Genomic DNA, 22,527 nt, shown 5'->3' with positions numbered 1-22,527 from the left:
ACAGTATACGGCGATCCTGGCTATTTGTCAATAAAATTGGCTATATCGATTTACCATACTGCCGACCGGCACTTTATCAACTTTTTAAATAGAGCTCGGAAAATCGATTTCCCCGAAAGGCAGACCCTTTTGCCTTTTACCGCACGGTACGGTATATTTACGGTATGCGCAAATTTCACGTAGTGTCTCCGTACGAACCGGCGGGCGACCAAAAACAGGCGATCGACGCGCTTGCCGAAGGTTTTTTACGCGGCGACAAGTACCAGACGCTCAAAGGCGTAACCGGAAGCGGCAAAACTTTTACGATGGCGAAAATCATCGAACGCGTGCAGCGTCCGACGCTCATCATCAGCCACAATAAAACTCTTTCGGCGCAGCTGTATCGCGAGTTTAAAAGTTTTTTCCCCGACAACGCCGTCGAATATTTCGTTTCGTACTACGATTATTATCAACCCGAAGCATATGTGCCCGCACGGGATTTGTATATAGAAAAAGACGCGTCGATAAACGATGAAATCGACCGGATGCGCTTGGCTGCGACGTACAGCCTTATGGAGCGGCGCGACGTCGTCGTCGTTGCAACGGTGTCGTGCATCTACGGCCTCGGTATGCCGGACTTATACAAAGAGATGCGCGTACACATCGAAAAGGGAGAATCGCGCACTACACATACGATCGCAGAAGAACTTATCGCGCTGCAGTACAAGCGCAACGACGCCGTATTGGAGCGGGGCAATTTCAGAATCCGCGGCGACGTCATGGAAATCTTTCCGGCATACATGGAAACGGACGAAGCGTATAAAATCGAATTCGATTGGGATGAAGTCGCAAAGATAAAGCGCTTCAACGTGATGACGGGAAAGACGATCGAAGATTTGGACGAAACGGTCATCTACCCCGCACGCCACTTTGTCGTACCGCACGAACTGCTCGTCGCCGCAACCGAGCGCATACAAAGGGAACTCGACGTTCGCCTCGCCGAACTTGAAGCGCAAAAAAAGCCGCTCGAATACGAGCGCCTCAAAACGCGCACGACGTACGATATCGAAATGATGAAAGAGATGGGCTACTGTCCGGGCATCGAAAACTATTCCGCACCGATCACGGGACGAAAAACGGGAGAGCCGCCCGCGACGCTCCTCCACTATTTTCCCGACGATTTTTTGTGCATGCTCGACGAAGCGCACGTCACCGTCCCGCAGCTCGGCGCGATGTACGAAGGAGATCGGAGCCGAAAACAAAACCTCGTCGATTTCGGTTTCCGCCTGCCGAGCGCGCTCGATAATCGCCCGCTCAAGTTTGCCGAATTTTCCGCAAAGCTCAACCAAGTCATCTACGTGAGCGCAACGCCGCGAAAAGAAGAAGTAAAACAGAGCACGCAAGTGGTCGAACAGCTCATCAGACCCACCGGCCTTCTCGACCCGATCGTCGAAGTGCGGCCGAGCGAAGGTCAGATGGAAGACATCTACAACGAAATCAAAAAGCGCATCGCAAAAAACGAACGCAGCCTCGTTCTGACGCTGACAAAAAAAATGGCAGAAGATTTGACCGACTACCTGCTCGGTCTTTCGCTCAAAGTAAAATACATTCACTCCGAAGTCGAAACTTTCGAGCGCGTCGAATTATTAAAAGGGCTGCGTGCGGGAGAGTTCGACGTACTCATCGGCATCAACCTTTTGCGCGAAGGGATCGATTTGCCGGAAGTGTCGTTTATCGCGATCCTCGATGCCGATAAAATCGGATTTTTGAGATCGGCGACGAGCTTGATCCAAATCATCGGACGGGCGGCGCGGAATGCGGAGGGAACGGTCGTCATGTATGCGGACAGGATGAGCGATGCGATGCAGGAAGCGCTGAACGAAACGAAGCACCGGCGCGAAATTCAGGAAGCGTACAACAAAGAACACGGCATTACGCCGAAGACGATCGCAAAAGCGGTCGAAGATATTTTAGTGCACGAAGAAAAAGAAGCCGAAGAAACGGCGGCGGTCGAACTGGCCGTCCTCAAAAAAAGCGCGAACCTCTTTGTGCCTTCTCAGCGCAAAAAGCTTATCGCCGCTCTTAAAAACGAAATGGCTGAAGCCGCCGACCGTCTCGAATACGAAAAGGCCGCCGTCATCCGCGATCAAATACGCGATATCGAAAATCAATACGGAACATAAAAAAAACCGCCGAACGCGAATCGATCGGCGGCAATTTTAATCAACGACCCCGACGCAGCCTCGCAGCGAAACTTCAAGCGGCGTCGGAGTATTAAACCCTCCGCACGAATAAAAAAGTCCGAAACGGAAGCGGCCGCGTTCCGCTGCGTTTTGCTATTGTTCCAATTTTTGCGAAACGAATTTACCCCAAATGCGGTCGGCGCGCGCGATGTGCATCAAAACCCAGTTTACGATAAAAGAATAAAATTTGAGCGCATCATCCTGAGTACCGCCGTCGAGCTTGCGTACCTGTATTTCGACTTCCCGCACGAACGCGTCGTGCGCAACCTTATGCGTACTCGTCGCGGGATAACCGTATTTTGCCATAAATTTTTCTTCTTCGGTAAAGTGGTAAACGGTGTAATCGGTCAATGATTTAAGCACTTTCGACATCTTCAGTTTATAATCTTCGGGAGATCCTTCCACCGCATCATAAAGCTCATTTGCAATAGCGAGCAGCCGCTTATGTTGACTGTCTATCTCCGGTATATTCAAAAGATAGGAATCGTCCCACTGAACCTTTGCAACCTTTTCCATAACATACTCCCATATTCTTTTTGTACGAAGCGTACGCTTTCAAAACATTGTATCCGCACAAAAAAATTATTAATTTCAATATCGTTTAAGACCGCACTCACCGCAAGCAAAGCGACTCCGGCGAAGATGAGCCGATAATAGCAACTTCATGGCCGGCTTTTATCATAACTGCATTTTCAAATCATGTCAAATATGTTTGCATATCAACTATATTCGTTTACGATGTCGCATACGGCAGTAAAATATGCCCTGCCGAAGAGATTTAAATGATTTACTATATGATAGAGATTGTACAGATCACGCCTCTCTTCCCTGCCCGCCTCAAGCGCATAGGCTTCGTTATACGCGTCGTAAAATATGCGCGGAAACCCGCCGAAAAGTTCAGTCATCGCGATATCCGCTTCCCGATTTCCGCAATAGCATGCGGGATCGATAAGAACGGCTTTGCCGCCGGAAGCGCACATAAGGTTTCCGCTCCACAAGTCGCCGTGCAAAAGAGAAGGAGCTTCCGGCTCTGCGATAAAGTTTTCCATGCGTTCGAGCAGTTTAATAATTTTTCCGTTCATCGCCGTATCGAAATACCCGGAAGCTTTTTTAAACTGCGGAGCGAGGCGGCATTCACGAAAAAAATCGACCCACGAATCGGACGGCGCATTTATCTGTTCGGCCGCTCCGATAAAATTGTTTTCGATAAAACCGAACTTTTTACCGGAAGAAAAAGAAGCGCAGTCCGCCCGGTGCAGAGCTGCAAGAGAGCGGGCGAACGTTTTCCAATACGCATCGTCTTTTTCACCGGGATCGATATAGTCGAGGAGTAAAAAAGAATAGCCAACATGCTCTCCGTCGTCCGTACCCGCGCCCAAAACGTGCGGAACGGCGATCGTACCCGTCGATGCGATCGCAAAAAGACCTGTCGCTTCGGCGCTAAAAAAAGCGGCGTTTTCTTTTGCGTTTGCTTTCATAAAAATGCGCTTACCGTCTGAAAGGATGAGCGCGTACGCTTTGTTTATGTCGCCGCCTGAAAGCCGCTCGGTGTGCGAAATCGAAATGCCGCGCCCGAAGATATCCGTGAGCGCGTGCGCGAGCGACGTATACTGTAAAAACGCTTCGGCCATAGCTCGAGTATAGCAAAAATCGATTTTTTTTAATATATGTGCTGTTTTTTATATTTCGCTTGACTAAAAACGCTATATCTGGTAGTTTTATTATCAATAGGCGCTATATATAGCGCTAAAATTATATCGATATCAATTTTATATCGATTTTACCGAAAATATCAGGGGAATATATGAAAATCATAAAGCGAAGCGGTGCGGAAGTTCCGTTCGACCGCTCAAAGATAACGGTTGCGATTTCAAAAGCAAACGAACAGGTGCCGGAAACCGAGCGCCTCACGCAAGAGCAGATCGATTCCGTCGCCGATGACATCGAAATCGAATGCGCGAGAGGCGGGCACGCGCTCGACGTCGAAACGATCCAGGACCGCGTCGAAAACGGCATCATGAGATGCGGCGCATACAACGTCGCAAAAACGTATATCACGTACCGCTATCGTCACGCGCTCATGAGAAAAGCGAATACGACGGACGCGCAGATTTTAAGTTTGCTCGATGAAAACAACGAAGAAGTCAAACAGGAAAACTCGAACAAAAACCCGACGGTCGTCAGCGTCCAGCGCGACTATATGGCCGGAGAAGTGAGCAAAGACATCACGAGGCGCTTTTTGCTCGACGAAGATATCGCAAAAGCGCACGCCGAAGGCATCATCCACTTTCACGACGCCGACTATTTTGCGCAGCACATGCATAACTGCGACCTCGTCAATCTCGAAGATATGTTGCAAAACGGCACGGTCATCAGCAATACGAAAATCGACCGGCCGCATTCGTTTTCGACCGCGTGCAATATCGCCACTCAGATCATCGCTCAAGTTGCAAGCTGTCAGTACGGCGGCCAGAGCATTTCGCTTGCACACCTCGCGCCCTTCGTAGACGTGAGCCGCAAAAAAATCGAAAAAGAAACGAAAGAGATGATCGCGACGACGAAGCTTTCCGTAACGGATGAGCAATTTTCATACATCGTCGAAAACCGCCTGCGCGATGAAATAAAGCGGGGCGTGCAAACGATCCAATACCAAGTGATTACGCTGATGACGACGAACGGACAGGCGCCCTTCGTCACGGTCTTTATGTATTTGAACGAAGCTAAGAGCGCACAGGAAAAATCGGACTTGGCGCTCATCATCGAAGAAACGCTCAAGCAGCGCTATCAGGGCGTCAAAAACGAAGCCGGTGCGTGGATCACCCCCGCCTTCCCGAAGCTCATTTACGTACTCGAAGACGACAACGTCGAGCGCAGTTCGAAATATTATTATCTCACCGAACTTGCGGCGAAGTGTTCGGCAAGGCGTCTCGTACCCGATTACATTTCCGAAAAAAAGATGCTCGAACTCAAAGAGGGCAACTGCTATCCGTGCATGGGCTGCCGCTCTTTTCTCACGGTTTATCGCGACGAAAACGGCAAGCCGAAATTCTACGGACGCTTTAACCAAGGCGTGGTCACGCTGAACCTCGTCGATGTCGCCTGCTCTTCGGGCGGCGATACGGAAAAATTTTGGCGCATCATGGACGAACGGCTTGAGCTGTGCCGCCGCGCGCTCATGATCCGTCACAAGCGCCTTCTCGGAACGAAAAGCGATGCGGCTCCGATCCTGTGGCAAAACGGAGCGATCGCGCGCCTCGCAAAGGGTGAAAAAATCGATAAGCTTTTGTTCGACGGCTATTCGACGATTTCGCTCGGATACGCGGGACTCTGCGAATGCGTGCGCTATATGACAGGAAAATCGCACACCGATCCCGAAGCGACGCCTTTTGCGCTTGCTATCATGCACCGCCTAAACGATGCGTGCGCCGAATGGAAAAAAGAAACGACGATCGCCTTTTCGCTGTACGGCACTCCGCTTGAAAGCACGACGTATAAATTCGCCAAGTGTTTAAAACAGCGCTTCGGCATCATTCCCGGCGTTACCGATAAAAACTATATCACCAACAGCTACCACGTGCACGTCACCGAGCCGATAGACGCGTTTGAAAAGCTGACATTCGAAGCGCAGTTCCAAGAGCTTTCTCCCGGAGGTGCGGTCAGCTATGTCGAAGTGCCGAACATGGAAAACAATATGGAAGCGGTCATGGCACTTTTAAAACACATCTACAACAATATCATGTACGCGGAGCTCAATACGAAAAGCGATTTTTGCCAAAGCTGCGGCTTTACCGGCGAAATCCGCATCGCTTCCGATACCGACGGCAAGCTCGTGTGGGAATGTCCCAACTGCGGCAACCGCGATCAGGCGAAGATGAATGTAGCGCGCCGTACCTGCGGCTATATCGGCACACAGTACTGGAATCAGGGACGCACGCAGGAGATAAAAGAGCGCGTGCTGCACTTGTAATGTACTACGGCGCCATAAAAAAAACGGATGTGGCCGACGGAGAAGGAGTACGCGTTTCGCTCTTCGTCTCCGGCTGCCGCAACTGCTGCAAGGGATGCTTTCAAAAAGAAACATGGGATTTCCTCTACGGCAAGGAATTCACAAAAGAAACTGAAAACGAAATCATCCGCGCACTCGAACCCGATTATATCGCGGGTCTCACCGTGCTCGGAGGAGAGCCCTTCGAAGAAGAAAACCAGCGGGATATCCTCCCCTTTTTGCGCCGCGTCAAAAAAGCCTTTCCGCACAAAACGATATGGTGCTACACGGGCTACGTGTACGAAGCGGATCTGCTTTCCGGCGGACGGAAACACTGCGAAGCGACGGATGAAATGCTCTCCCTCATCGACGTGCTCATCGACGGACCTTTTATCGAAGCAGAGCGGGACATAACGCTCGCGTTCCGAGGCTCACGGAACCAGCGCATCCTGTATTTGAAAAACCGCAGCGAGTAAATTGCCGTCCGCATATTTTTAGGCCGAATGTCGCGTTTTTCAAAATGCGTTGTTTTTCCAACGTATTCATTCTTTAAAAAGCGGTATAATTTAACAAGATTGAATTATACCGATAAAACAACGTTCGCTTAAAAACGTGCGTTTATTACACGGAAACTTTTACGGAAAAATTATGAAACGGCAAATCATTCATATCGATCGGGAAAAATGCAACGGCTGCGGCGCCTGCGCGACCGCCTGCCACGAAGGCGCTATCGCCATGGTAGACGGCAAAGCGAAACTCATCCGCGACGATTACTGCGACGGCATGGGAGACTGTCTTCCCGAATGCCCGACGGGAGCTATCACTTTTGAAGAGAGAGAAGCTGCAGCCTACGATGAAAAAGCGGTCGCCGCTCACAAAGCCTCGCGCGCCGCCCTTCACACGCAGCAGGAAGAGTGCCGTCCCGAAAGAAGTTTTCATCGTGCGGGAGGATGTCCCGGATCCGCTTTGCGCACCTTCGATCGCAGCGCCGCATCTCCCCTGCATGAGCACCGTCCGACTGCCTGTCCGGGTTCCGCACTCCGAGCGTTTGATCGGGAAAGCGCCGACGCTTCGCCCTCCCCGGCTTTTCAAGCGATGCACGTCCTCTCATCGCAGCTTCGGCAGTGGCCGGTGCAGATCAAGCTCGCCCCGCTCCGCGCTCCGTATTTCGACGGCGCGCATCTTTTGATCGCGGCGGACTGTACCGCTTACGCATACGGAAATTTTCACAACGATTTTATCAAAGGTAAAACGACGCTCATCGGCTGTCCGAAACTCGACGAAGGCGACTACACGGAAAAGCTCGCTGCGATTATCGGCGAAAACGATATCAAAAGCCTCACCGTCGTCCGCATGGAAGTGCCCTGCTGCGGCGGCATCGAAAACGCTGCGGTAAACGCGTTGAAAGCGAGCGGAAAATTTATTCCGTGGCGGGTCGTCACCGTTTCATGCGACGGCCGTATTTTGGACGAATAAAAATAAGTGCGGTGTTATTGCGGAACTTGAGCGATAAAAGTATGATATGGTAACTATGAAAGGAAAATTGCTTATCAAAAGAGTATATCTTCCCGCATCGGACGATGACGGAGAGCGCTGTCTCGTAGACCGCCTGTGGCCGCGAGGATTAAAAAAAGAAAATGCCGCCATCGACGGTTGGCTCAAAGATATTGCGCCGTCGAACGAAATTCGAAAAGATTTCAATCACGAACCGGAAAAATTTCCGATGTTTCGTGCCGCATACAAAAAAGAACTTTCAAAAAACGAGGAAGCAAAACAATTTGCAGCCGAATGCGCCGAAAGGCTCAAAACGAAAAATGTAACGCTCCTCTACGGCGCAAAGGACAGCGAACACAATAACGCCGTCGTACTCCGCGATTGGATTTTGCAAAAGATAGGATAGAGGTTCCCTAAAATCAATGAGCACCGCTAAAGCGTAATCGATTGTTAGCGGTGCCCGGATTGTGCAATAAGACGGGAGAGCGCTGCTTTGTGCTTCTCCCGTTTTTTATCAGTGCAGGAAGAGAGAGAGAATGAATATTTCAACGACGCCTGCGATACCGAGTACGAGCGTACCGAGTGTCTGCGTTCTATAACCGCGCTCGGGCGACATTGCGCCGAAATTCGTGACGACCCAGAAATACGAATCGTTCGCGTGACTTACGGTCATGGCACCGGCGCCGATCGCCATACACGCAAGAGCCGCCCGTACCGGAGAATCGAGACCGAGCACCGGAAGCAGCGGCGCGATGATGCCTGCAGAAGTTACAAGCGCGACGGTCGAAGAGCCTTGAGCCGTTTTCAAAATCGCGGAGAGGATAAACGGGAAGAATATACCCATCGTCTGGAGCACCGTCGCGTGCATTTTGATATAGTTCACCATATCGGAAGACGCGATAACTTTTCCGAGAACGCCGCCGGCAGCCGTGATAAACAGGATCGGACCGGTCACTTTGAGCGTCTCTTCGACGATAGCGTAAAAATCCTTTATTTTATCGGCAAGCTTGAGCTGGAGCACTGCAAAGGCGGTACCCACGCCGAGCGCGATAACCGGAGTTCCGAGAAATTTAACAACATCGATCCCGAAGCCTTGCATCTTTGCCATCGAGACAACGGATGACGCCGCCATGAGGATAACGGGAACGACTATCGGCGCGAGCGCGTTAAAGCCGTTCGGAAGTTTTTTAAATTCGGCAACGAGCTGTTCGTAGCTTTTCGTCACCTGCCCCGCATCGGCTTCATCGTCCGCACGGACGCGGGCACCGATGTATTTTGCAAAAAAATAACCTGCGATGAGCGGCAAAATAGAACAGAGCGCGCCCATGCCCATAACGAGCAAAAGATTGTCGCCGATACCGAGCGTATTCGCAGCGGCGATCGGACCCGGCGTCGGCGGGATAAATACGTGCGAGATATACAAACCGAACGAAAGCCCCGTCGTCATTGCAACGGAAGAAGCGGCGGTCCTGTTGACAAGCGCTTTGCGGATGGGGTTTAAGATAACGAAACCGGAATCGCAGAACACGGGAATGGAAACGACCCAGCCCATAAGTTCTACGGCGAGGACGGGATGATTTTTCCCGACGAGATGAATGATCATATCGGCGAGTTTCAGCGCAGCTCCCGTTTTTTCGAGTATCGAACCGATGAGCGCACCGAGGATGATGACGATACCGATGCTCGTAAACGTACCGGCAAAGCCCGCTCCGATGACGTTTGCAAGTCCCTGCACCGTTTTTCCGTCGGCGGTTTTCACGTTGACGAGCGGAATGCCGGCGATCAAACCGAGCAGCAACGAAATGCACATGATCGAAATAAAGGGGTGAATTTTAAATTTTGAGATCGCAAACACCATGACGATGATCGCAATGACAAAAACAAAAATAAACGGTAAACCTGTCATATATAATGACCTCCTTTTTTTGTCAATTATACTAACACGAGTTTTTCATTTTTGCAAGATTTTTTTCAAGGAAAATGCATATCGGGGGCGTACAAAACAATAAGAGCAGTCATACGCGATGATTTTTTCAGCGGAACGAAAACCTCGACCGCAGCTTTTGTGCGCCTCAGATTGACGCATGGCGGACTCGAACCGCCTACCTACTGCTTAGAAGGCAGTTGCTCTATCCAGATGAGCTAAAGCGCCGTAAGGCTTATACTACAGTAAACGCAGGATTCTTGCAAGTTCAAGATATCGATTTTTGAGACAGCTCTTTCATTTTTCGGTATAATCAATCGGATCATACAGAGGAATTTCTATGACGCAAAATGAACGGCGCATTTTTTTAATAGACTCTCTTTTAAAGGAAAATCCCGGCTATCACGATGTACAGATACCGGACGATGAGAATGAACAAAAACGCCTGCTCCGCTCCCTCATGAATGTCCGTCCGCCCGAGCCTGCAAGCGAAGAATTTTTGCGCATACAGGACGAGTATTTACAGGAAGCAGGTCGAGAGCGCGGCATTACCGATTTTGCCGATTTAACACCGGTTACCGGACAAGGCGGCGGGAATATGTACCTTTGGCAGGGCGACATCACAAGGCTCAAAGTAGACGCGATCGTAAACGCGGCAAACAGCGGCATGACCGGATGCTGGCAGCCCTGCCACGCATGCATCGACAACTGCATCCACACATTCGCAGGCATTCAGCTGCGCGCCGTGTGCGCCGACATTATGCAAAAACAGGGGCACGAAGAGCCGACGGGAAGCGCAAAAATCACTCCTGCATTCAATTTGCCGTGCAAGTATGTGATCCATACCGTAGGGCCTATCGTGCAGGGGCGATTGCAAAAAAAACACGAAGAGCAGCTCGCGTCCTGCTACCGTTCCTGCCTTGATCTTGCCGAAGCGTACAACGTAAAAAGCATCGCTTTTTGCTGCATTTCCACCGGAGTCTTTATGTTTCCGAATGAACGCGCGGCCGAAATCGCCGTCGAAACCGTCCGCACATATTGTAAAGAAAGTGAAAGCGGAATGAAAGTCGTGTTTAATGTATTTAACGATAAAGATTGGGATATCTACAGTAACATCTTCAAGGGTACCGGAGGAGGAGCCGAATGATTTTGGAAACAAAAAGATTGACGCTTCGCCCGTGGAGGGAATCGGATGCAAAAGATCTCTTCCGATACGCAAGTCATCCCGACGTGGGGCCGACAGCCGGATGGGCTGTCCATACGAGTGTTGAAAACAGCAGAACCGTCATCAGTAATATCCTCTCCGTACCGGAGTCATACGCGGTCGTACTCAAAGAGACGGGACAGCCTGTAGGCAGTATCGCCTTAATGATCGGTAAGTTAAGCAATATCGGCCTTCCCGATACGGAAGGTGAAATAGGGTTTTGGATCGGCGTACCGTATTGGGGACAAGGACTTATTCCGGAGGCGGTTCGCGAGCTGATGCGGCACGGCTTCGAAGATTTGAAACTCGAAAAACTGTGGTGCGGATATTTTGACGGAAACGATAAATCGAAACGGGCGCAGGAAAAATGCGGCTTCCGATATCATCATACGAAAGAAAACGTTCCCTGTGCTTTAAAAGGGGTCCTGCGAACGACGCACTTTACCTGCATATCGAAAGAAGCGTGGTTGTTACAGGATCATGGTAAGTGCGTATGGTAAGAGAAGCGGTTAAAGAAGATTTACATGAATTATTGGGTTTGTATCTGTTTTTACATGAAACCGATATTCCGGAAAACTCGAAGCATTTGGAAAATACATGGAAAACGATTATTGAAGATGAGAACCATCATATTATTGTCAACGAAATAAACGGTAAAATAATTTCATCCTGCGTGTGTGTTATCATTCCGAATTTAACAAGAAATATACGCCCGTATGCGTTTATTGAAAACGTAGTTACTCATACGGATTTTCGCGGCAAAGGATACGCAAGCGAATGTCTGAATTATGCCAAAGCGATTGCAATTAAAAACAACTGCTATAAGATGATGCTTTTAACCGGCACAAAAAATAAAAACACATTGAACTTCTATAGAAATGCAGGGTACAACAGTGAAGATAAAACCGCATTTATACAATGGCTTGAGTAATACGCTCTATTTTACTTCAACGGTCTCTAAGTTGGCATACGGCGGACATGTTTTGCTCGATAATCTTTCGTATTACGTGTTCGATACATCTTCGATTTTATCAAATAAACGATATACAGTATGAAAAAAGCCGCCGTATAAATCGGCAAACATCTCTTTTTCAGATATATTGAAGAGTCGGTATAAAATTGATAAGTTTTCATGAGTATCGAACCTTGATACGGTCCGTTCATCGCTATGAAAACCATTTGCATTATTGTCAATAACAAACAAATTAAAAACGCATTCCTTGCATAGATGCAAACTTTTTTTGCCTCCTGTCTTTTTCTGCGGATACTTTGCCGTTTTGCGGCGGCGCTTTTATCGTGATCGTCCATTCGTTTTTTCTCCCCGCTTTGCGGAACATAGAGTCGCGGTGCAGATTGTCATCGCTGAATAACCCTGTTACCGATATGCACGGGACTTATAAATTTTATACGTCCGCACCGTATTCGGCAAAAAAACGTAGCGAACAAACAAATAAAAAACGGATAAAATGCCGAGAATAACAGCAACGAATAACAAAACCGTAAGGATATAACTGACCTGCCATACCCTTTTCGAAACGATTTTTATATCTCCGTTTTTATTCGCTATCGCATATTCATTTTCGATTTGTTGACAATTCAATACGTTGCCGCCGAATTTTTCATCGATAACTACAAAGAGCACAACCGTTACCAAAGAATTAATTATTAATATTACAGAAATAATTTTCAATGTTTTTTCAAGCATATTGTTCCTGCATTTTCCCCACCTCGCGCATCCATTGCCCTAACCGCTATCGCCTCCGCACCTGTTCCAATCCGCGCTTAAACTGAGGGATGCGCGCACAGGCGGTCGTGTTAAGCGGGCTCGTATCGCCGCGCTGCAAAAAATGATAAGCGACGCCTGCGATCATCGCGCCGTTATCGCCGCAGAGTTTGAGCGGCGGAAATATGCACGTGATGTCGCGCCTCTCGGCGAGCAGCGCGCGCAAGTGCGAATTGGCGGCGACTCCTCCGCCTGCGACGACGGTCGTAAGACCCGTGTCTTCCACCGCGCGGAAAAGGCGCGATGTGAGCGTACGGCACGCAACATCCTGAAACGACGCGCACATATTTTCCGTCGTCGGCTCGAAGCCTTCGTTCAAAAAGAGATCGCGCTGATGGATGACGGCCGTTTTCAATCCGCTGAACGAAACGTCGTAGCGGTGTTCGCTTTCGTCGAGTTTGGGAACGGGAAACGAAAATGCGCGCGCATCTCCCTCTTTCGAAAGTTTATCGATAATGACGCCGCCGGGATAGCCGAGGTCGTAAAACTTGGCGACTTTATCGAAAGCTTCGCCGACCGAATCGTCGACTGTCGTACCGAGCACTTCGATGTCGTCGAATCCGTGCACTTTGCAGATGATGCTGTGACCGCCTGAAACGAGGAGACCGAGATACGGGTAGGCGATATCGTTTGCAAGGTGCGCCGCGTAGAGGTGACCGAGCATGTGGTTGACCGCGATAAAGGGTTTTCCCGCCGCCCATGCAAGCGTTTTGCCGTAAGTCAAACCGACGAGGAGAGCGCCCATCAATCCCGGACGGTTCGTCGCAGAAACCGCATCGATGTCGTCGAGCGAAAGAGAAGCTTCTTTGAACGCCTGCTTTACGACGGGCAAAATCCATTCGGCATGCTTTCTGCTGGCAATCTCGGGGACGACGCCTTTGTATATTTCGTGAAACGGGATCTGCGTCGCAACGACGTTGCTTAAAATAACACGGCCGTCTTCGACGATCGCCGCCGCCGTTTCATCGCATGAAGATTCGATACCGAGAACTTTCATCGTTACTCCAAACTAATTAGGTCGAATGTCGAGTTTTGAAAGTATGCGTGAATAAAGCTATGCTTTCGGCGAGAACTTCGCTCGCTGCGCTCACTACCGAGTTTGCTCTGCAAACTCGCCGTGTATGCCGCGGTCGAGCTTTTAGAGCAGGCTTCCGCAAGCCTAACGCTCGAAACGGCACGCAGCCGGAGCCTCGCCTCCGCACACTGTTATTTGTTTTTAAAACTCACCATTTCTGCATTACACAAAACTGATGGAAAATTTCGAGTTTTAAAAAACTCGAAATTGAACCAATTAATAAACTTGTAAAACGCCGTACCGCCTGCGCCGCACAACTACGGGCGGATAAGCGCGTCGGAATTGCTCACCGTCGTAAACACATACCCCTTGTTTTTCAGCGCGGGATAAAATTCGATCAATATGCCCGGCAGGATATCGGCCGACCATATATGCCCTATCATGATTGCAGCGCCGTTCGCATTCGCAATGCCGACGCCGCGCATGAGTTCGCGGATGATTTTTTCGCGGTCTTTGGTATTGTCGAGAAACACGTTCCGCGAATAGTAGGGTATGCCGAGCGCCATAGCCGCCTGCGGTACGCGCGTTTGACTCGTCGTTCGCGAATCGAGAAAAAAGACGCCGCTCTCTTTTGCCGCAAGCATCGCAGCTCCGATTTTCATTTCGTCTTCGCTGATGAGCGAGCCTTCGTGATTGTTGATCCCTGCGACCGGGCCGATTTCGGCGATATTCTCTTTTATAAGCGCTTCGATCGAAGACGTCTGCATATCCGCCGTCACCGCGCCTGGACCGGGATTGACGTTCAAGTTTACCGCCTGCATGGGCTGGTGCAGCATCACTTCGTTGCCCGATGCGCGCACTTTGTCGGCGCACGCTTTCGAATGCGCGAGCTTCGGCAAAACGGACACGGTGATCGGGAACGGGAGCGAAACGAATTTTTCAAGCTGCGAAAGGCTTTGCCCCGCATCGTCGAACACGAAAACGAGCTTCGCGCCGTTTACCGCCTGCGGGATGTCGGGAAGCTGAGATGCGGGTACTGCCGGAGACACGGAAGCCGAGGGAGAAGGCTTTACCGCCGAAAGCGGTTTTACGGATGGGGGATTTGCCGGCTGCCCCTTGGGCGAGGAAGACGAGGGCTTTGCGTTTTCGGAAGAATTTTTACCCGCGCTTCGGCGAACCTGCGCTTCGACCACGCGCTCCCGCTCGGTTGAAGTTCCCACTGCTGCATTTTTTTTCGGCTCTTCGCTCGATCGCGTTTCCCGCCCTGAGCTTTGCCGCACGTCGAGATTTTCTGCACTTTGTACGGCGTCGGAGCTCTCAGCTTTTCGGCGCGACGAAGAACGCGAACTTTGCTGCGGATCCTTCGAACTTTGCAGATCGGCATTTTGCCGACTCTCCGTTCTGCCCGACGCATCACCTGCACTGTCCGCGTTTTGTGAGGCGATCTGATTTTCGACGGCGGTGTTTTTCGGATTCCGTCCCGAATTGACGATGAGGACTGCAAAGCACAAAGCGACGATTACGACACACAGGATCGCCGTCTGTACGGAGGAAAATACGATTTTATGTTTTTTGCCCGCTCTCCGCCCCGATGCGGGTTTTATCCGCGTTGACGGTTTTGCGGAAGATCGCGAAACGGTTTTCCGCCCGCGCGTGCGTCCATTTTGTGCCATAGCGCGTATTCTATCACGTATCGCAGATTTTGGAAACGGCGATGATCCCGGTCGAAGAATCGAAAAATTCGAATGTGAAAAATCGAATCAAAAATTATTGCCACACCATGTTTTCCACACATCGGGTTTTCAAGCTTTACGAATGTCGTCGTTTCGGACTATAATGCATATATGTCCCAAGAATACAGCAAAGCCCGCGTCGCACAAGGCGTCTTTTATATCGTCTGCGCGTCGTTTTGCTTTGCGCTTATGGGAATGCTCGCGCACCTTGCAGGCGACATACCCTTTGTGCAAAAAGCGTTTTTCCGCAATATCATCGCCTTTTTTATCGCGGCCGCGCTTTTGCTGAGAGAATGCCGCACCGGGAAGCGCCCGTTCGCATTGCCGCGGGGAAGCGGCCGTTTTCTCTTTTTCCGATCCGCCGCCGGTTCCCTCGGCGTATTCGGAAACTTTTACGCGATCGATAAAATCAATATCGCAGACGCGTCGATCCTCAATAAAATGTCACCGTTTTTTGCCGTCGTATTCAGCTTTGTTTTGCTCGGCGAAAAGATCATGCCGCTTCCGCTTGCGGCAATATGCGTTTCGATTGCCGGAGCCGCGCTCGTCATCAAACCGTCGTTCGATGTCGTCGAGATGCTCCCGTCCCTTGCGGGCTTTTTCGGCGGAGTCGGAGCCGGATTCGCCTATGCGTGCGTCCGCCGTTTAAGCGCGATGAAAGTAAACAATACTCTCATCGTCGCATACTTTTCGCTTTTTTCATCGCTTTTGGCAGTCCCGTTTTTACTTTTCCGCTATTCGCCGATGACGAAAGCCGAGCTCATCATTATGACCGGCACGGGCATCGCGGCGGCAGGCGGACAGTTTTTTATAACCGCCGCGTACGGTGCGGCACCTGCCGCAAAGATCAGCATATTCGATTATTCGCAAATTTTATTTTCGTCGCTCATGGGATATATCGCATTCGGCCAAATACCCGATGCGATGAGTTTTGCAGGTTACACCGTCATCATCGCTATGGCGATCGTCGTATTCGTGTACAACAGACGGCACAGCGATTATTAATTATTGATTTGATCGAGGAACCACTCGTAGAGCGCATCGGTACGGCGTTTAAATGCGTCGGCCAAATCCACTTTTATAAAGAGAACAGTCACCGTCTGTTTTTGCCCCGTAACGATTGCGGCGGAAGAAAAGAAAATGCCTTCTTCGAGCGGATACGCCGAGATACACATTTCCATTTCGCGCTCTTTTAAGCACGTCACTCCGTGATATTTCATCGGCGTACAGTTTGTGATTTCGACGAAGATTTCGGATGCGGAATCGGTGTACGTGTGGAGATACGTATTTTCGCCGAACGACGTATCTTCCTGAAACACATAGCGCACATCGGAAGGGGAAACTTCGCTTGCAACGGGATCGGCGAGCGCGTTTTCCGTATGCTCGGCATCTGCGATGTAGTACGAGCGCGTAAAAAGCGTTTTCGGCTTATAGCCCGCCCTCCGCGAAATATACGTAATGCCCTTTTGCGCGGAAACGCGGCCGAGTGCATTGTAGAGGGAAAGAAGCTTTTCGTCCGCACTCATATCTTTCCACGAAGCGGGATACGGGATAATCGCACACGATACGACGGCAAAGCCCTGTTTGCCTTGCGGAGCCGCCGCCAATTTTTTCGCGGCGGCACTCGAAGAGGGCACGTACTTTGTCAAATCTTCCCCGCTTCCGTTGCCGAAAGAAATCACCTTTCCTCCGACAAGATCGGCCGCCGCTTTTTCGTCGAGGTTCGGAAGGACCGCCGAAAGAGTCTCAATTTTTTTCACAGCGAATTTGTGCTCCGCATCCCCGTATGTCGGGAAAATCACGGTAGACGGATCGGACATCGCTTCATCGCCTGCGTAAGCGGAAATCATGCAGAGCGATGCCGCGAGAGCGAAGACGATTTTTTTTATATTTTTTTTCATGCCAATTTATTCCGTCGGTCGCTTTTTCAAAGAACGGCTTTTTACGACAGCCTGTCCTTTGCCCGCTTTTTGTTCCATCATCGCGCGCACGGTAAGCGGCAAACCGAAGAGCGTGATAAAGCCGTCCGCGTCGCGGTGATCGTAGAGATCGCCTGTCGTAAAGCTTGCAATGCTTTCGTTGTACAAGCTGTACGGAGAGAAGGAACCCGCACCCTGCATCGTGCCCTTATACAATTTGAGGCGCACCCAGCCGCTCACGGTCTCTTCGACTTTGTCGTTGAACGCCATGATACCGCTCATGAGAGAGGTGAACCACAAACCGTTGTAGATGAGTTCCGCCTGCTTGAGCGCGATCTGCTGCTTGTAGTGATAAGTATCGCGGTCGAGGCACAAGTGTTCAAGCTGTTCATGCGCGTAATACAAAATCGTCCCGCCCGGCGTTTCGTATACGCCCCTGCTTTTCATGCCGACGCAGCGGTTTTCGACGAGGTCGATTAATCCGATGCCGTTTCTCCCGCCGATTTTGTTGAGCGTTTCCATGAGCGAAAGCGCATCCATCTTTTTTCCGTTGACCGCGACGGGAATGCCCTTTTCGAATTCGATCTTTACGTATTCGGCTTTGTCGGGAGCCGCTTCCGGCAGCTTTGTGATTTTGAGCATGTTTTTCCAGTCGGGTTCGTTTTCCGTCTTTTCAAGTTCGAGACCCTCGTGGCTGATATGCCAAATATTTTCGTCGCAGCTGTACGACGACGATTTTTTTACCGGAACGGGAATGCCTCTTTTTTCAAGGTATTCGATTTCGTCTTCGCGGCTTTGGAGATCCCATTTCGGATCGCGCCACGCGGCGATGACGCGGAGATCCGGCGCAAACGCTTTGATCGCAAGTTCGAAGCGGACTTGGTCGTTGCCCTTTCCCGTCGCGCCGTGACAGATCGCAGAGGCTTTTTCCTGTCGAGCGTATTCGACGAGAATTTTTCCGATAAGCGGACGCGCCGTCGACGTGCCGAGCAGATATCGGTCTTCGTAGAGCGCACCGCCTTTCAGCGCGGGCCAAATATATTCTTCGATATATTCTTTTCGCGCGTCGACGACATAACACGCCGAAGCGCCCGTTTTGATCGCGCGCGCTTTTACCGCTTTCCAATCGTCGCCCTGTCCCAAATCGATGCAGACGGCGATGACGTCGTAATCGTAATTTTCTTTTAACCACGGAATGATGACCGTCGTATCGAGTCCGCCCGAATACGCGAGAATCACTTTGCTTTTTTTAGCCATGCGAACGCCTCTTTTCGATAAACAAATTTCTGAGGAGGATTGTACCAGCAATCGCGCAGTATGGCAATTGCACGAATTCCCGATTATCGAGGACACGTGATATTTTCGCACGAATTCCCGATACCGTACGCATTCGAGCAAAGTATGCGGCAATTGAAAAACCGCATATTTATCGCTACAATCGCTGTATTATGGAAAAGCTCCTGTCACAATTGCTGCCTTCTTTTGCACACAAAGCGCTTGCAGCCGACGGAATCAGCCCCGTCGAAACCGTCGATATCATGAATATTCCGATCACGAATCTCGCATTCGATTCGCGCGACGTAAAAGAAGGCTCGCTTTTTTTTGCGCTGCCCGGAACGCATCGGAACGGAAACGATTTTATATCCGAGGCGCTTGAAGCGGGTGCGAATGCAGTCGTCTATCAGGGAGATATTCCTCACGAAGTTCGACGCGAATGCGCAAACATCATCGCGCGACGTGCGATCGAAAGCGCCGTCGGCAAAACGAAACGATATCTTCCGGCCTTTTTACGCGTGAACGATGCGCGTTTTGCCATGGCGCCCGTTTCCGACGCTTTTTACGATTCCCCGTCAAAGCGCCTCATCGTCATAGGAGTGACGGGTACGGAAGGAAAAAGCAGCACGGTTTCGTTTATCTGGCAGCTCTTACGCCTGTGCGGAGAAAAAGCGGGCTTTATTTCGACAGTCGAATATTCCCTCGGAGGAGATGCCCTCCCCAACCCCGAACATCAGACGACGCCCGAAGCGCCGATCATCCAACATCACCTCAACGCGATGCTCGAAAACGGCTGTACTTATGCGGTCATCGAATCCTCTTCTCACGGGCTTTCCGTTTTGACGAACAGACTCGGCAATGTCCAATTCGACTGCGCGGTTTTTATGAACGTCACGCTCGAACACCTCGAATTTCACAAAACCTTCGAGCAGTACCGAAGCGATAAAGCGAATCTTTTCCGCGCGCTCGACAAGTGCGACCACGTAAAAACGATCGCCGGCACTCCGATGAAAATTCCTTCCATCGGAGTCGTCAACGCCGAAGATCCGTCGGCAGTCTATTGCATCAATTCGACAAAGCATCCCGTCTATGCGTTTACGACCGAAGGACAAGCGGGAAAAGCCGCAGCGGAAACGGGAGCCGACGCGGTCGCACTCCCGCCCGTACCCGAAGGAGTCCGCTGCATGACGGCTCGGAACATCGCATCGGCGCGATTCGGCATTTCGTTTACGATCGACGCGGACGGGGAAGACGCCGTATTCCGAGCGAGCGACGATCCCGCTTTTCCGAGAAAACGTCCCGTCATCCACGTCACCGCTCCGCTTCCCGGTGCGTTCAACGCATACAATCTCATGGCGTCCCTCATCGCGGTGAGCAGCGTTACGCAAAAATCCTTTGAAGAAATCGCGCATCACTTTCCGTCACTCACTCCCGTCAAAGGGCGCATGACGGTCATCGACAGAGGACAGCCCTTTGAACTCATCGTCGATTACGCACACACGCCTTCGTCGTTCGAAACGATATTTCCTCCGATCAGAAAAAGATGTACGGGAAGGCTTTTCGCTCTCTTCGGTTCGGGAGGAGAGCGCGATTTGACAAAGCGGCCGCTGCAGGGAGAGATTGCCGCAAAATTCTGCGACGTCGTCGTGCTCGCCGATGAAGATCCGCGAGGCGAAGATCCCGTAGCGCTGCTCGAAATGATCGCAAAAGGCGCCGAAAAGCGCGGCAAAAAAAAAGGCGTCGATCTCTTTATCATTCACGAGCGGCCGAAAGCGATCCGCGAAACTTTTAAAATGGCGGCAAGCGGAGACATCGTACTGCTCCTCGGAAAGTCGCACGAAAATTCGATCATCTACAAGGACAAAACCCTGCCCTACGATGAAATACGCGAAGCGCTCGCCGCCCTGTCCGAACTTGGCTACGCGTAAACCGCGCGCTCCGCGTTTATCAGGTCAAATGTCGAGTTTGGAAAGTATCAGCTAATCGCGTCGTGTCTACGGCGAGGATGATCGACGTACAATCTTTATAGACATGCGAACGCGGCTCTCACAGCGGAATCCCCGCTTACGCTCCGGTTGTGCTTTTAAGCAAGGCTTCCGCAAGCTGAACGCACAAAGTCGCACGCGTGTCTCCCGCTGCTACGCCGCATCGTACACACGTCAAGATGTTTTGGCATACGGTCGGAACCTCGCCGTATGCATAATTGTATTTACTTTCCAAACTCGTCCTTATTAAATCTTCCAGCTTACGGCGAGCTTTCGCGCATCGACGAAGCGGCGGTATATGCCGTTTTTTCTCATAAGCGATGCGTGAGTTCCCTGTTCGGCGATTTTGCCCTGATCGACTACGACGATCTGATCCGCATCGCGCACCGTTTTCAAACGATGCGCTATCATCAAAATCGTCTTCTTTTTCGTCAGCGCGTCGATCGCTTCCATAAGTTCTTTTTCATTTTCGGGATCGACGTTTGCGGTCGCTTCGTCGAGTACGATTATCGGAGCGTCTTTCATAATCGCACGCGCGATGGAAATACGCTGTTTTTCTCCGCCCGAAAGACTCGCCCCTCCCTCTCCGATGACCGTATCGTAGCCGTCCGGAAGAGCTGAGATAAATTCGTGACAGCACGCTTTTTTTGCCGCGGCGATAACTTTCGACATGGGCGCGTCGCTCTGCCCGAAGCGTATATTGTTCGCTATCGTATCGTGAAAGAGGTAGACGTTTTGGAATACGAAACTGAAATTTTTCATAAGGCTGTCCATGCTGTACGCTTTCACGTCTTTGCCGCCCAAAAGCACGCGCCCTTCCTGCACGTCCCAAAAGCGCGAGACAAGGCTGCACAGCGTCGTCTTTCCGCCGCCCGAAGGCCCGACAAAAGCCGTCGTCGTTTTTTCGGGAATATGCAGCGACACACCGTCGATGATCTTTCGAGTATCGTACGAAAAGCCGATATCTTCGATATCGATATCGCATTTTTTCGGCGCAATGTCTTCACCGCTCGTATCCATCGGCTGCAAATCGAGGATGGCTTTCGCTTTATCGATACTCGCGTCGATGACGCGAAGCAGCGCGGAATAATTTCCCGCCGCATCGAGGTGAGCGTAAATCATAAACGAGCTTATGATCATAACGACAGCGATGAGCAGCTCCATAGAACCCGCGATATACAATGCTATCGAAAGCGCGCTCATCGCAACTCCGAGCGCCTTTGTGATGAAATTCTGCGCGGTCATGTAACCGATAAATTTCATCTCCATCCGAATGTTGATATCGGCGTTGCCGTCGATCGCTTTGACGAGTTTTTTCGCGGCCGCTCCGGTCAGATTGTAGGCTTTTACTTCCGCAATACCTTGAATATATTCGAGGATGCTCTCGACGAGGTCCGTATCGGCTTTCATCTTTTGCGGAGCAAGGTGCGCCGCCTGACGCTGCATAGCCCGGTTTACGAGCGAATAGAGCGCAAGGCCCAGAACGACGATGATACCGATCCTCCGGTCGTAAAACAAAATCATCGCCGCAACAAGCACCGTATTTAAAATACCCTGCGTCGTCATCATCACCACTCGCGCGGCGATATCTCCGAGGCTTTCCATCGTATTCGTCGTCACGGACGTGATGGAGCCGAGACTGTTATTGTTAAAATAGCCCATCGGAAGATAGCGCAAGTGCTCTGCGATTTCGATCCGCTTGTCCGCACATGCCGTATAGCCCGCTTCCGTTTGCAGCATCGTCGACGTATAGCGCACAAAAAAATTGACGACCATACTGCCGAGCATGATGCCGGTACAGGTAAAGATCGTCCGGGTCGTAAGCGAGTTTGAAACGATCGCTGAAATCATAACTGCGATCGCGGGAATTTTCATCGCGTCGCACATAGCAATGACGATACCGAGCACGACGGCTATATGGAATTTCTTTTTATTGATGCCGCCCGCAAAATCAAAAAACTTAAACAATATTTTAAACATCTGTCGTA

The 22,527-nt window shown here is 50.7% G+C and carries 18 protein-coding genes and 1 tRNA gene; 10 read left to right on the top strand and 9 right to left on the bottom strand.

Annotated elements, in window-relative coordinates; genetic code table 11:
* Positions 1-164: 164 nt before the first annotated feature.
* Positions 165-2,162: an excinuclease ABC subunit UvrB gene (gene uvrB / locus JSQ97_RS03080; protein WP_205074706.1), complete on the top strand. Its 1,998-nt coding sequence runs from the start codon at positions 165-167 to the stop codon at positions 2,160-2,162.
* Positions 2,163-2,315: 153 nt separating this feature from the next.
* Here uvrB and JSQ97_RS03075 read toward each other — a convergent pair whose 3' ends face one another.
* Positions 2,316-2,738 (bottom strand): bacteriohemerythrin, encoded by a 423-nt coding sequence (locus JSQ97_RS03075; RefSeq protein ID WP_205074705.1) that lies wholly within the window; start codon positions 2,736-2,738, stop codon positions 2,316-2,318.
* Positions 2,739-2,941: 203 nt separating this feature from the next.
* Positions 2,942-3,853 carry a fructosamine kinase family protein gene (locus JSQ97_RS03070; protein ID WP_205074704.1) on the bottom strand — a complete coding sequence of 304 codons (912 nt, stop codon included), beginning with the start codon at positions 3,851-3,853 and terminating at the stop codon, positions 2,942-2,944.
* A 173-nt stretch (positions 3,854-4,026) separates the two neighbouring features.
* Here JSQ97_RS03070 and nrdD point away from each other — a divergent pair, with 173 nt between their 5' ends.
* From nrdD to JSQ97_RS03050, 4 genes are all read left to right on the top strand, one after another.
* Positions 4,027-6,189, top strand: coding sequence for an anaerobic ribonucleoside-triphosphate reductase (gene nrdD, locus JSQ97_RS03065; protein WP_205074703.1), 2,163 nt, complete (start codon positions 4,027-4,029; stop codon positions 6,187-6,189).
* Positions 6,189-6,683: an anaerobic ribonucleoside-triphosphate reductase activating protein gene (gene nrdG / locus JSQ97_RS03060; RefSeq protein WP_205074702.1), complete on the top strand. Its 495-nt coding sequence runs from the start codon at positions 6,189-6,191 to the stop codon at positions 6,681-6,683. The genes nrdD and nrdG overlap by 1 nt, the downstream gene beginning before the upstream one ends.
* A 172-nt stretch (positions 6,684-6,855) precedes the next feature.
* Positions 6,856-7,683, top strand: a complete 828-nt coding sequence (locus tag JSQ97_RS03055; RefSeq protein ID WP_205074701.1) for an ATP-binding protein — start codon at positions 6,856-6,858, stop codon at positions 7,681-7,683.
* A gap of 55 nt (positions 7,684-7,738) precedes the next feature.
* Positions 7,739-8,107: a DUF488 domain-containing protein gene (locus JSQ97_RS03050; RefSeq protein WP_205074700.1), complete on the top strand. Its 369-nt coding sequence runs from the start codon at positions 7,739-7,741 to the stop codon at positions 8,105-8,107.
* Between the two features lie 108 nt (positions 8,108-8,215).
* On the opposite strand, the gene JSQ97_RS03045 is transcribed toward JSQ97_RS03050, so the two are convergent.
* Positions 8,216-9,607 (bottom strand): GntP family permease, encoded by a 1,392-nt coding sequence (locus JSQ97_RS03045; RefSeq protein WP_205074699.1) that lies wholly within the window; start codon positions 9,605-9,607, stop codon positions 8,216-8,218.
* A 172-nt stretch (positions 9,608-9,779) separates the two neighbouring features.
* Positions 9,780-9,853, bottom strand: a tRNA-Arg gene (locus tag JSQ97_RS03040).
* Between the two features lie 112 nt (positions 9,854-9,965).
* Here JSQ97_RS03040 and JSQ97_RS03035 point away from each other — a divergent pair.
* From JSQ97_RS03035 to JSQ97_RS03025, 3 genes are read left to right on the top strand one after another with little or no spacing between them, the layout of a single operon-like run.
* Complete coding sequence (locus JSQ97_RS03035; RefSeq protein WP_205074698.1) at positions 9,966-10,772, top strand: protein-ADP-ribose hydrolase; 807 nt, start codon at positions 9,966-9,968, stop codon at positions 10,770-10,772.
* Positions 10,769-11,329 (top strand): GNAT family N-acetyltransferase, encoded by a 561-nt coding sequence (locus JSQ97_RS03030; RefSeq protein WP_205074697.1) that lies wholly within the window; start codon positions 10,769-10,771, stop codon positions 11,327-11,329. Before JSQ97_RS03035 ends, JSQ97_RS03030 begins: the two co-directional genes overlap by 4 nt.
* On the top strand, positions 11,323-11,760 hold the full coding sequence (locus tag JSQ97_RS03025) for a GNAT family N-acetyltransferase (protein ID WP_205074696.1): 438 nt from the start codon (positions 11,323-11,325) through the stop codon (positions 11,758-11,760). Before JSQ97_RS03030 ends, JSQ97_RS03025 begins: the two co-directional genes overlap by 7 nt.
* An 820-nt stretch (positions 11,761-12,580) precedes the next feature.
* On the opposite strand, the gene tsaD is transcribed toward JSQ97_RS03025, so the two are convergent.
* Together tsaD and JSQ97_RS03015 are read right to left on the bottom strand one after the other, a co-directional pair.
* Positions 12,581-13,609, bottom strand: coding sequence for a tRNA (adenosine(37)-N6)-threonylcarbamoyltransferase complex transferase subunit TsaD (tsaD, locus tag JSQ97_RS03020; RefSeq protein WP_205074695.1), 1,029 nt, complete (start codon positions 13,607-13,609; stop codon positions 12,581-12,583).
* 335 nt (positions 13,610-13,944) lie between these two features.
* Positions 13,945-15,300, bottom strand: coding sequence for a divergent polysaccharide deacetylase family protein (locus tag JSQ97_RS03015; RefSeq protein WP_205074694.1), 1,356 nt, complete (start codon positions 15,298-15,300; stop codon positions 13,945-13,947).
* A 171-nt stretch (positions 15,301-15,471) separates the two neighbouring features.
* Between JSQ97_RS03015 and JSQ97_RS03010 the strand changes: the two genes are divergently transcribed.
* On the top strand, positions 15,472-16,365 hold the full coding sequence (locus JSQ97_RS03010; RefSeq protein WP_205074693.1) for a DMT family transporter: 894 nt from the start codon (positions 15,472-15,474) through the stop codon (positions 16,363-16,365).
* Here the strand turns inward: JSQ97_RS03010 and JSQ97_RS03005 are convergent.
* Both JSQ97_RS03005 and JSQ97_RS03000 read right to left on the bottom strand, forming a co-directional pair.
* Entirely contained in the window at positions 16,362-17,261 is a 900-nt protein-coding gene (locus JSQ97_RS03005) for a DUF6675 family protein (protein WP_205074692.1), read from the bottom strand. The genes JSQ97_RS03010 and JSQ97_RS03005 overlap by 4 nt on opposite strands.
* Positions 17,262-17,267: 6 nt before the next feature.
* Entirely contained in the window at positions 17,268-18,536 is a 1,269-nt protein-coding gene (locus tag JSQ97_RS03000) for an argininosuccinate synthase (protein WP_205074691.1), read from the bottom strand.
* A gap of 191 nt (positions 18,537-18,727) precedes the next feature.
* Here JSQ97_RS03000 and murE point away from each other — a divergent pair, with 191 nt between their 5' ends.
* Positions 18,728-20,482, top strand: coding sequence for a UDP-N-acetylmuramyl-tripeptide synthetase (gene murE, locus JSQ97_RS02995; protein ID WP_205074690.1), 1,755 nt, complete (start codon positions 18,728-18,730; stop codon positions 20,480-20,482).
* Between the two features lie 303 nt (positions 20,483-20,785).
* On the opposite strand, the gene JSQ97_RS02990 is transcribed toward murE, so the two are convergent.
* Positions 20,786-22,519, bottom strand: a complete 1,734-nt coding sequence (locus JSQ97_RS02990) for an ABC transporter ATP-binding protein (protein WP_205074689.1) — start codon at positions 22,517-22,519, stop codon at positions 20,786-20,788.
* Between the last annotated feature and the right edge of the window lie 8 nt (positions 22,520-22,527).

Origin of the sequence: Treponema sp. Marseille-Q4523, from assembly GCF_016901105.1 — a bacterium.
GTDB lineage: Bacteria > Spirochaetota > Spirochaetia > Treponematales > Treponemataceae > Treponema_D.
This window is presented reverse-complemented; position numbering and strand designations above follow the sequence as displayed.

Excerpts from the sequence above, each read along its gene's own strand:
- JSQ97_RS03070 (WP_205074704.1), bottom strand. The coding sequence starts at position 3,853 with ATGGCCGAAGCGTTTTTACAGTATACGTCGCTCGCGCACGCGCTCACG.
- JSQ97_RS03025 (WP_205074696.1), top strand. The coding sequence starts at position 11,323 with ATGGTAAGAGAAGCGGTTAAAGAAGATTTACATGAATTATTGGGTTTG.
- JSQ97_RS03010 (WP_205074693.1), top strand. The coding sequence starts at position 15,472 with ATGTCCCAAGAATACAGCAAAGCCCGCGTCGCACAAGGCGTCTTTTAT.
- JSQ97_RS03030 (WP_205074697.1), top strand. The coding sequence starts at position 10,769 with ATGATTTTGGAAACAAAAAGATTGACGCTTCGCCCGTGGAGGGAATCG.
- JSQ97_RS03005 (WP_205074692.1), bottom strand. The coding sequence starts at position 17,261 with ATGAAAAAAAATATAAAAAAAATCGTCTTCGCTCTCGCGGCATCGCTC.
- JSQ97_RS03000 (WP_205074691.1), bottom strand. The coding sequence starts at position 18,536 with ATGGCTAAAAAAAGCAAAGTGATTCTCGCGTATTCGGGCGGACTCGAT.
- JSQ97_RS03050 (WP_205074700.1), top strand. The coding sequence starts at position 7,739 with ATGAAAGGAAAATTGCTTATCAAAAGAGTATATCTTCCCGCATCGGAC.
- JSQ97_RS03045 (WP_205074699.1), bottom strand. The coding sequence starts at position 9,607 with ATGACAGGTTTACCGTTTATTTTTGTTTTTGTCATTGCGATCATCGTC.
- JSQ97_RS03035 (WP_205074698.1), top strand. The coding sequence starts at position 9,966 with ATGACGCAAAATGAACGGCGCATTTTTTTAATAGACTCTCTTTTAAAG.
- JSQ97_RS02990 (WP_205074689.1), bottom strand. The coding sequence starts at position 22,519 with ATGTTTAAAATATTGTTTAAGTTTTTTGATTTTGCGGGCGGCATCAAT.
- JSQ97_RS03055 (WP_205074701.1), top strand. The coding sequence starts at position 6,856 with ATGAAACGGCAAATCATTCATATCGATCGGGAAAAATGCAACGGCTGC.
- uvrB (WP_205074706.1), top strand. The coding sequence starts at position 165 with ATGCGCAAATTTCACGTAGTGTCTCCGTACGAACCGGCGGGCGACCAA.
- murE (WP_205074690.1), top strand. The coding sequence starts at position 18,728 with ATGGAAAAGCTCCTGTCACAATTGCTGCCTTCTTTTGCACACAAAGCG.
- JSQ97_RS03015 (WP_205074694.1), bottom strand. The coding sequence starts at position 15,300 with ATGGCACAAAATGGACGCACGCGCGGGCGGAAAACCGTTTCGCGATCT.
- tsaD (WP_205074695.1), bottom strand. The coding sequence starts at position 13,609 with ATGAAAGTTCTCGGTATCGAATCTTCATGCGATGAAACGGCGGCGGCG.
- JSQ97_RS03075 (WP_205074705.1), bottom strand. The coding sequence starts at position 2,738 with ATGGAAAAGGTTGCAAAGGTTCAGTGGGACGATTCCTATCTTTTGAAT.
- nrdD (WP_205074703.1), top strand. The coding sequence starts at position 4,027 with ATGAAAATCATAAAGCGAAGCGGTGCGGAAGTTCCGTTCGACCGCTCA.
- nrdG (WP_205074702.1), top strand. The coding sequence starts at position 6,189 with ATGTACTACGGCGCCATAAAAAAAACGGATGTGGCCGACGGAGAAGGA.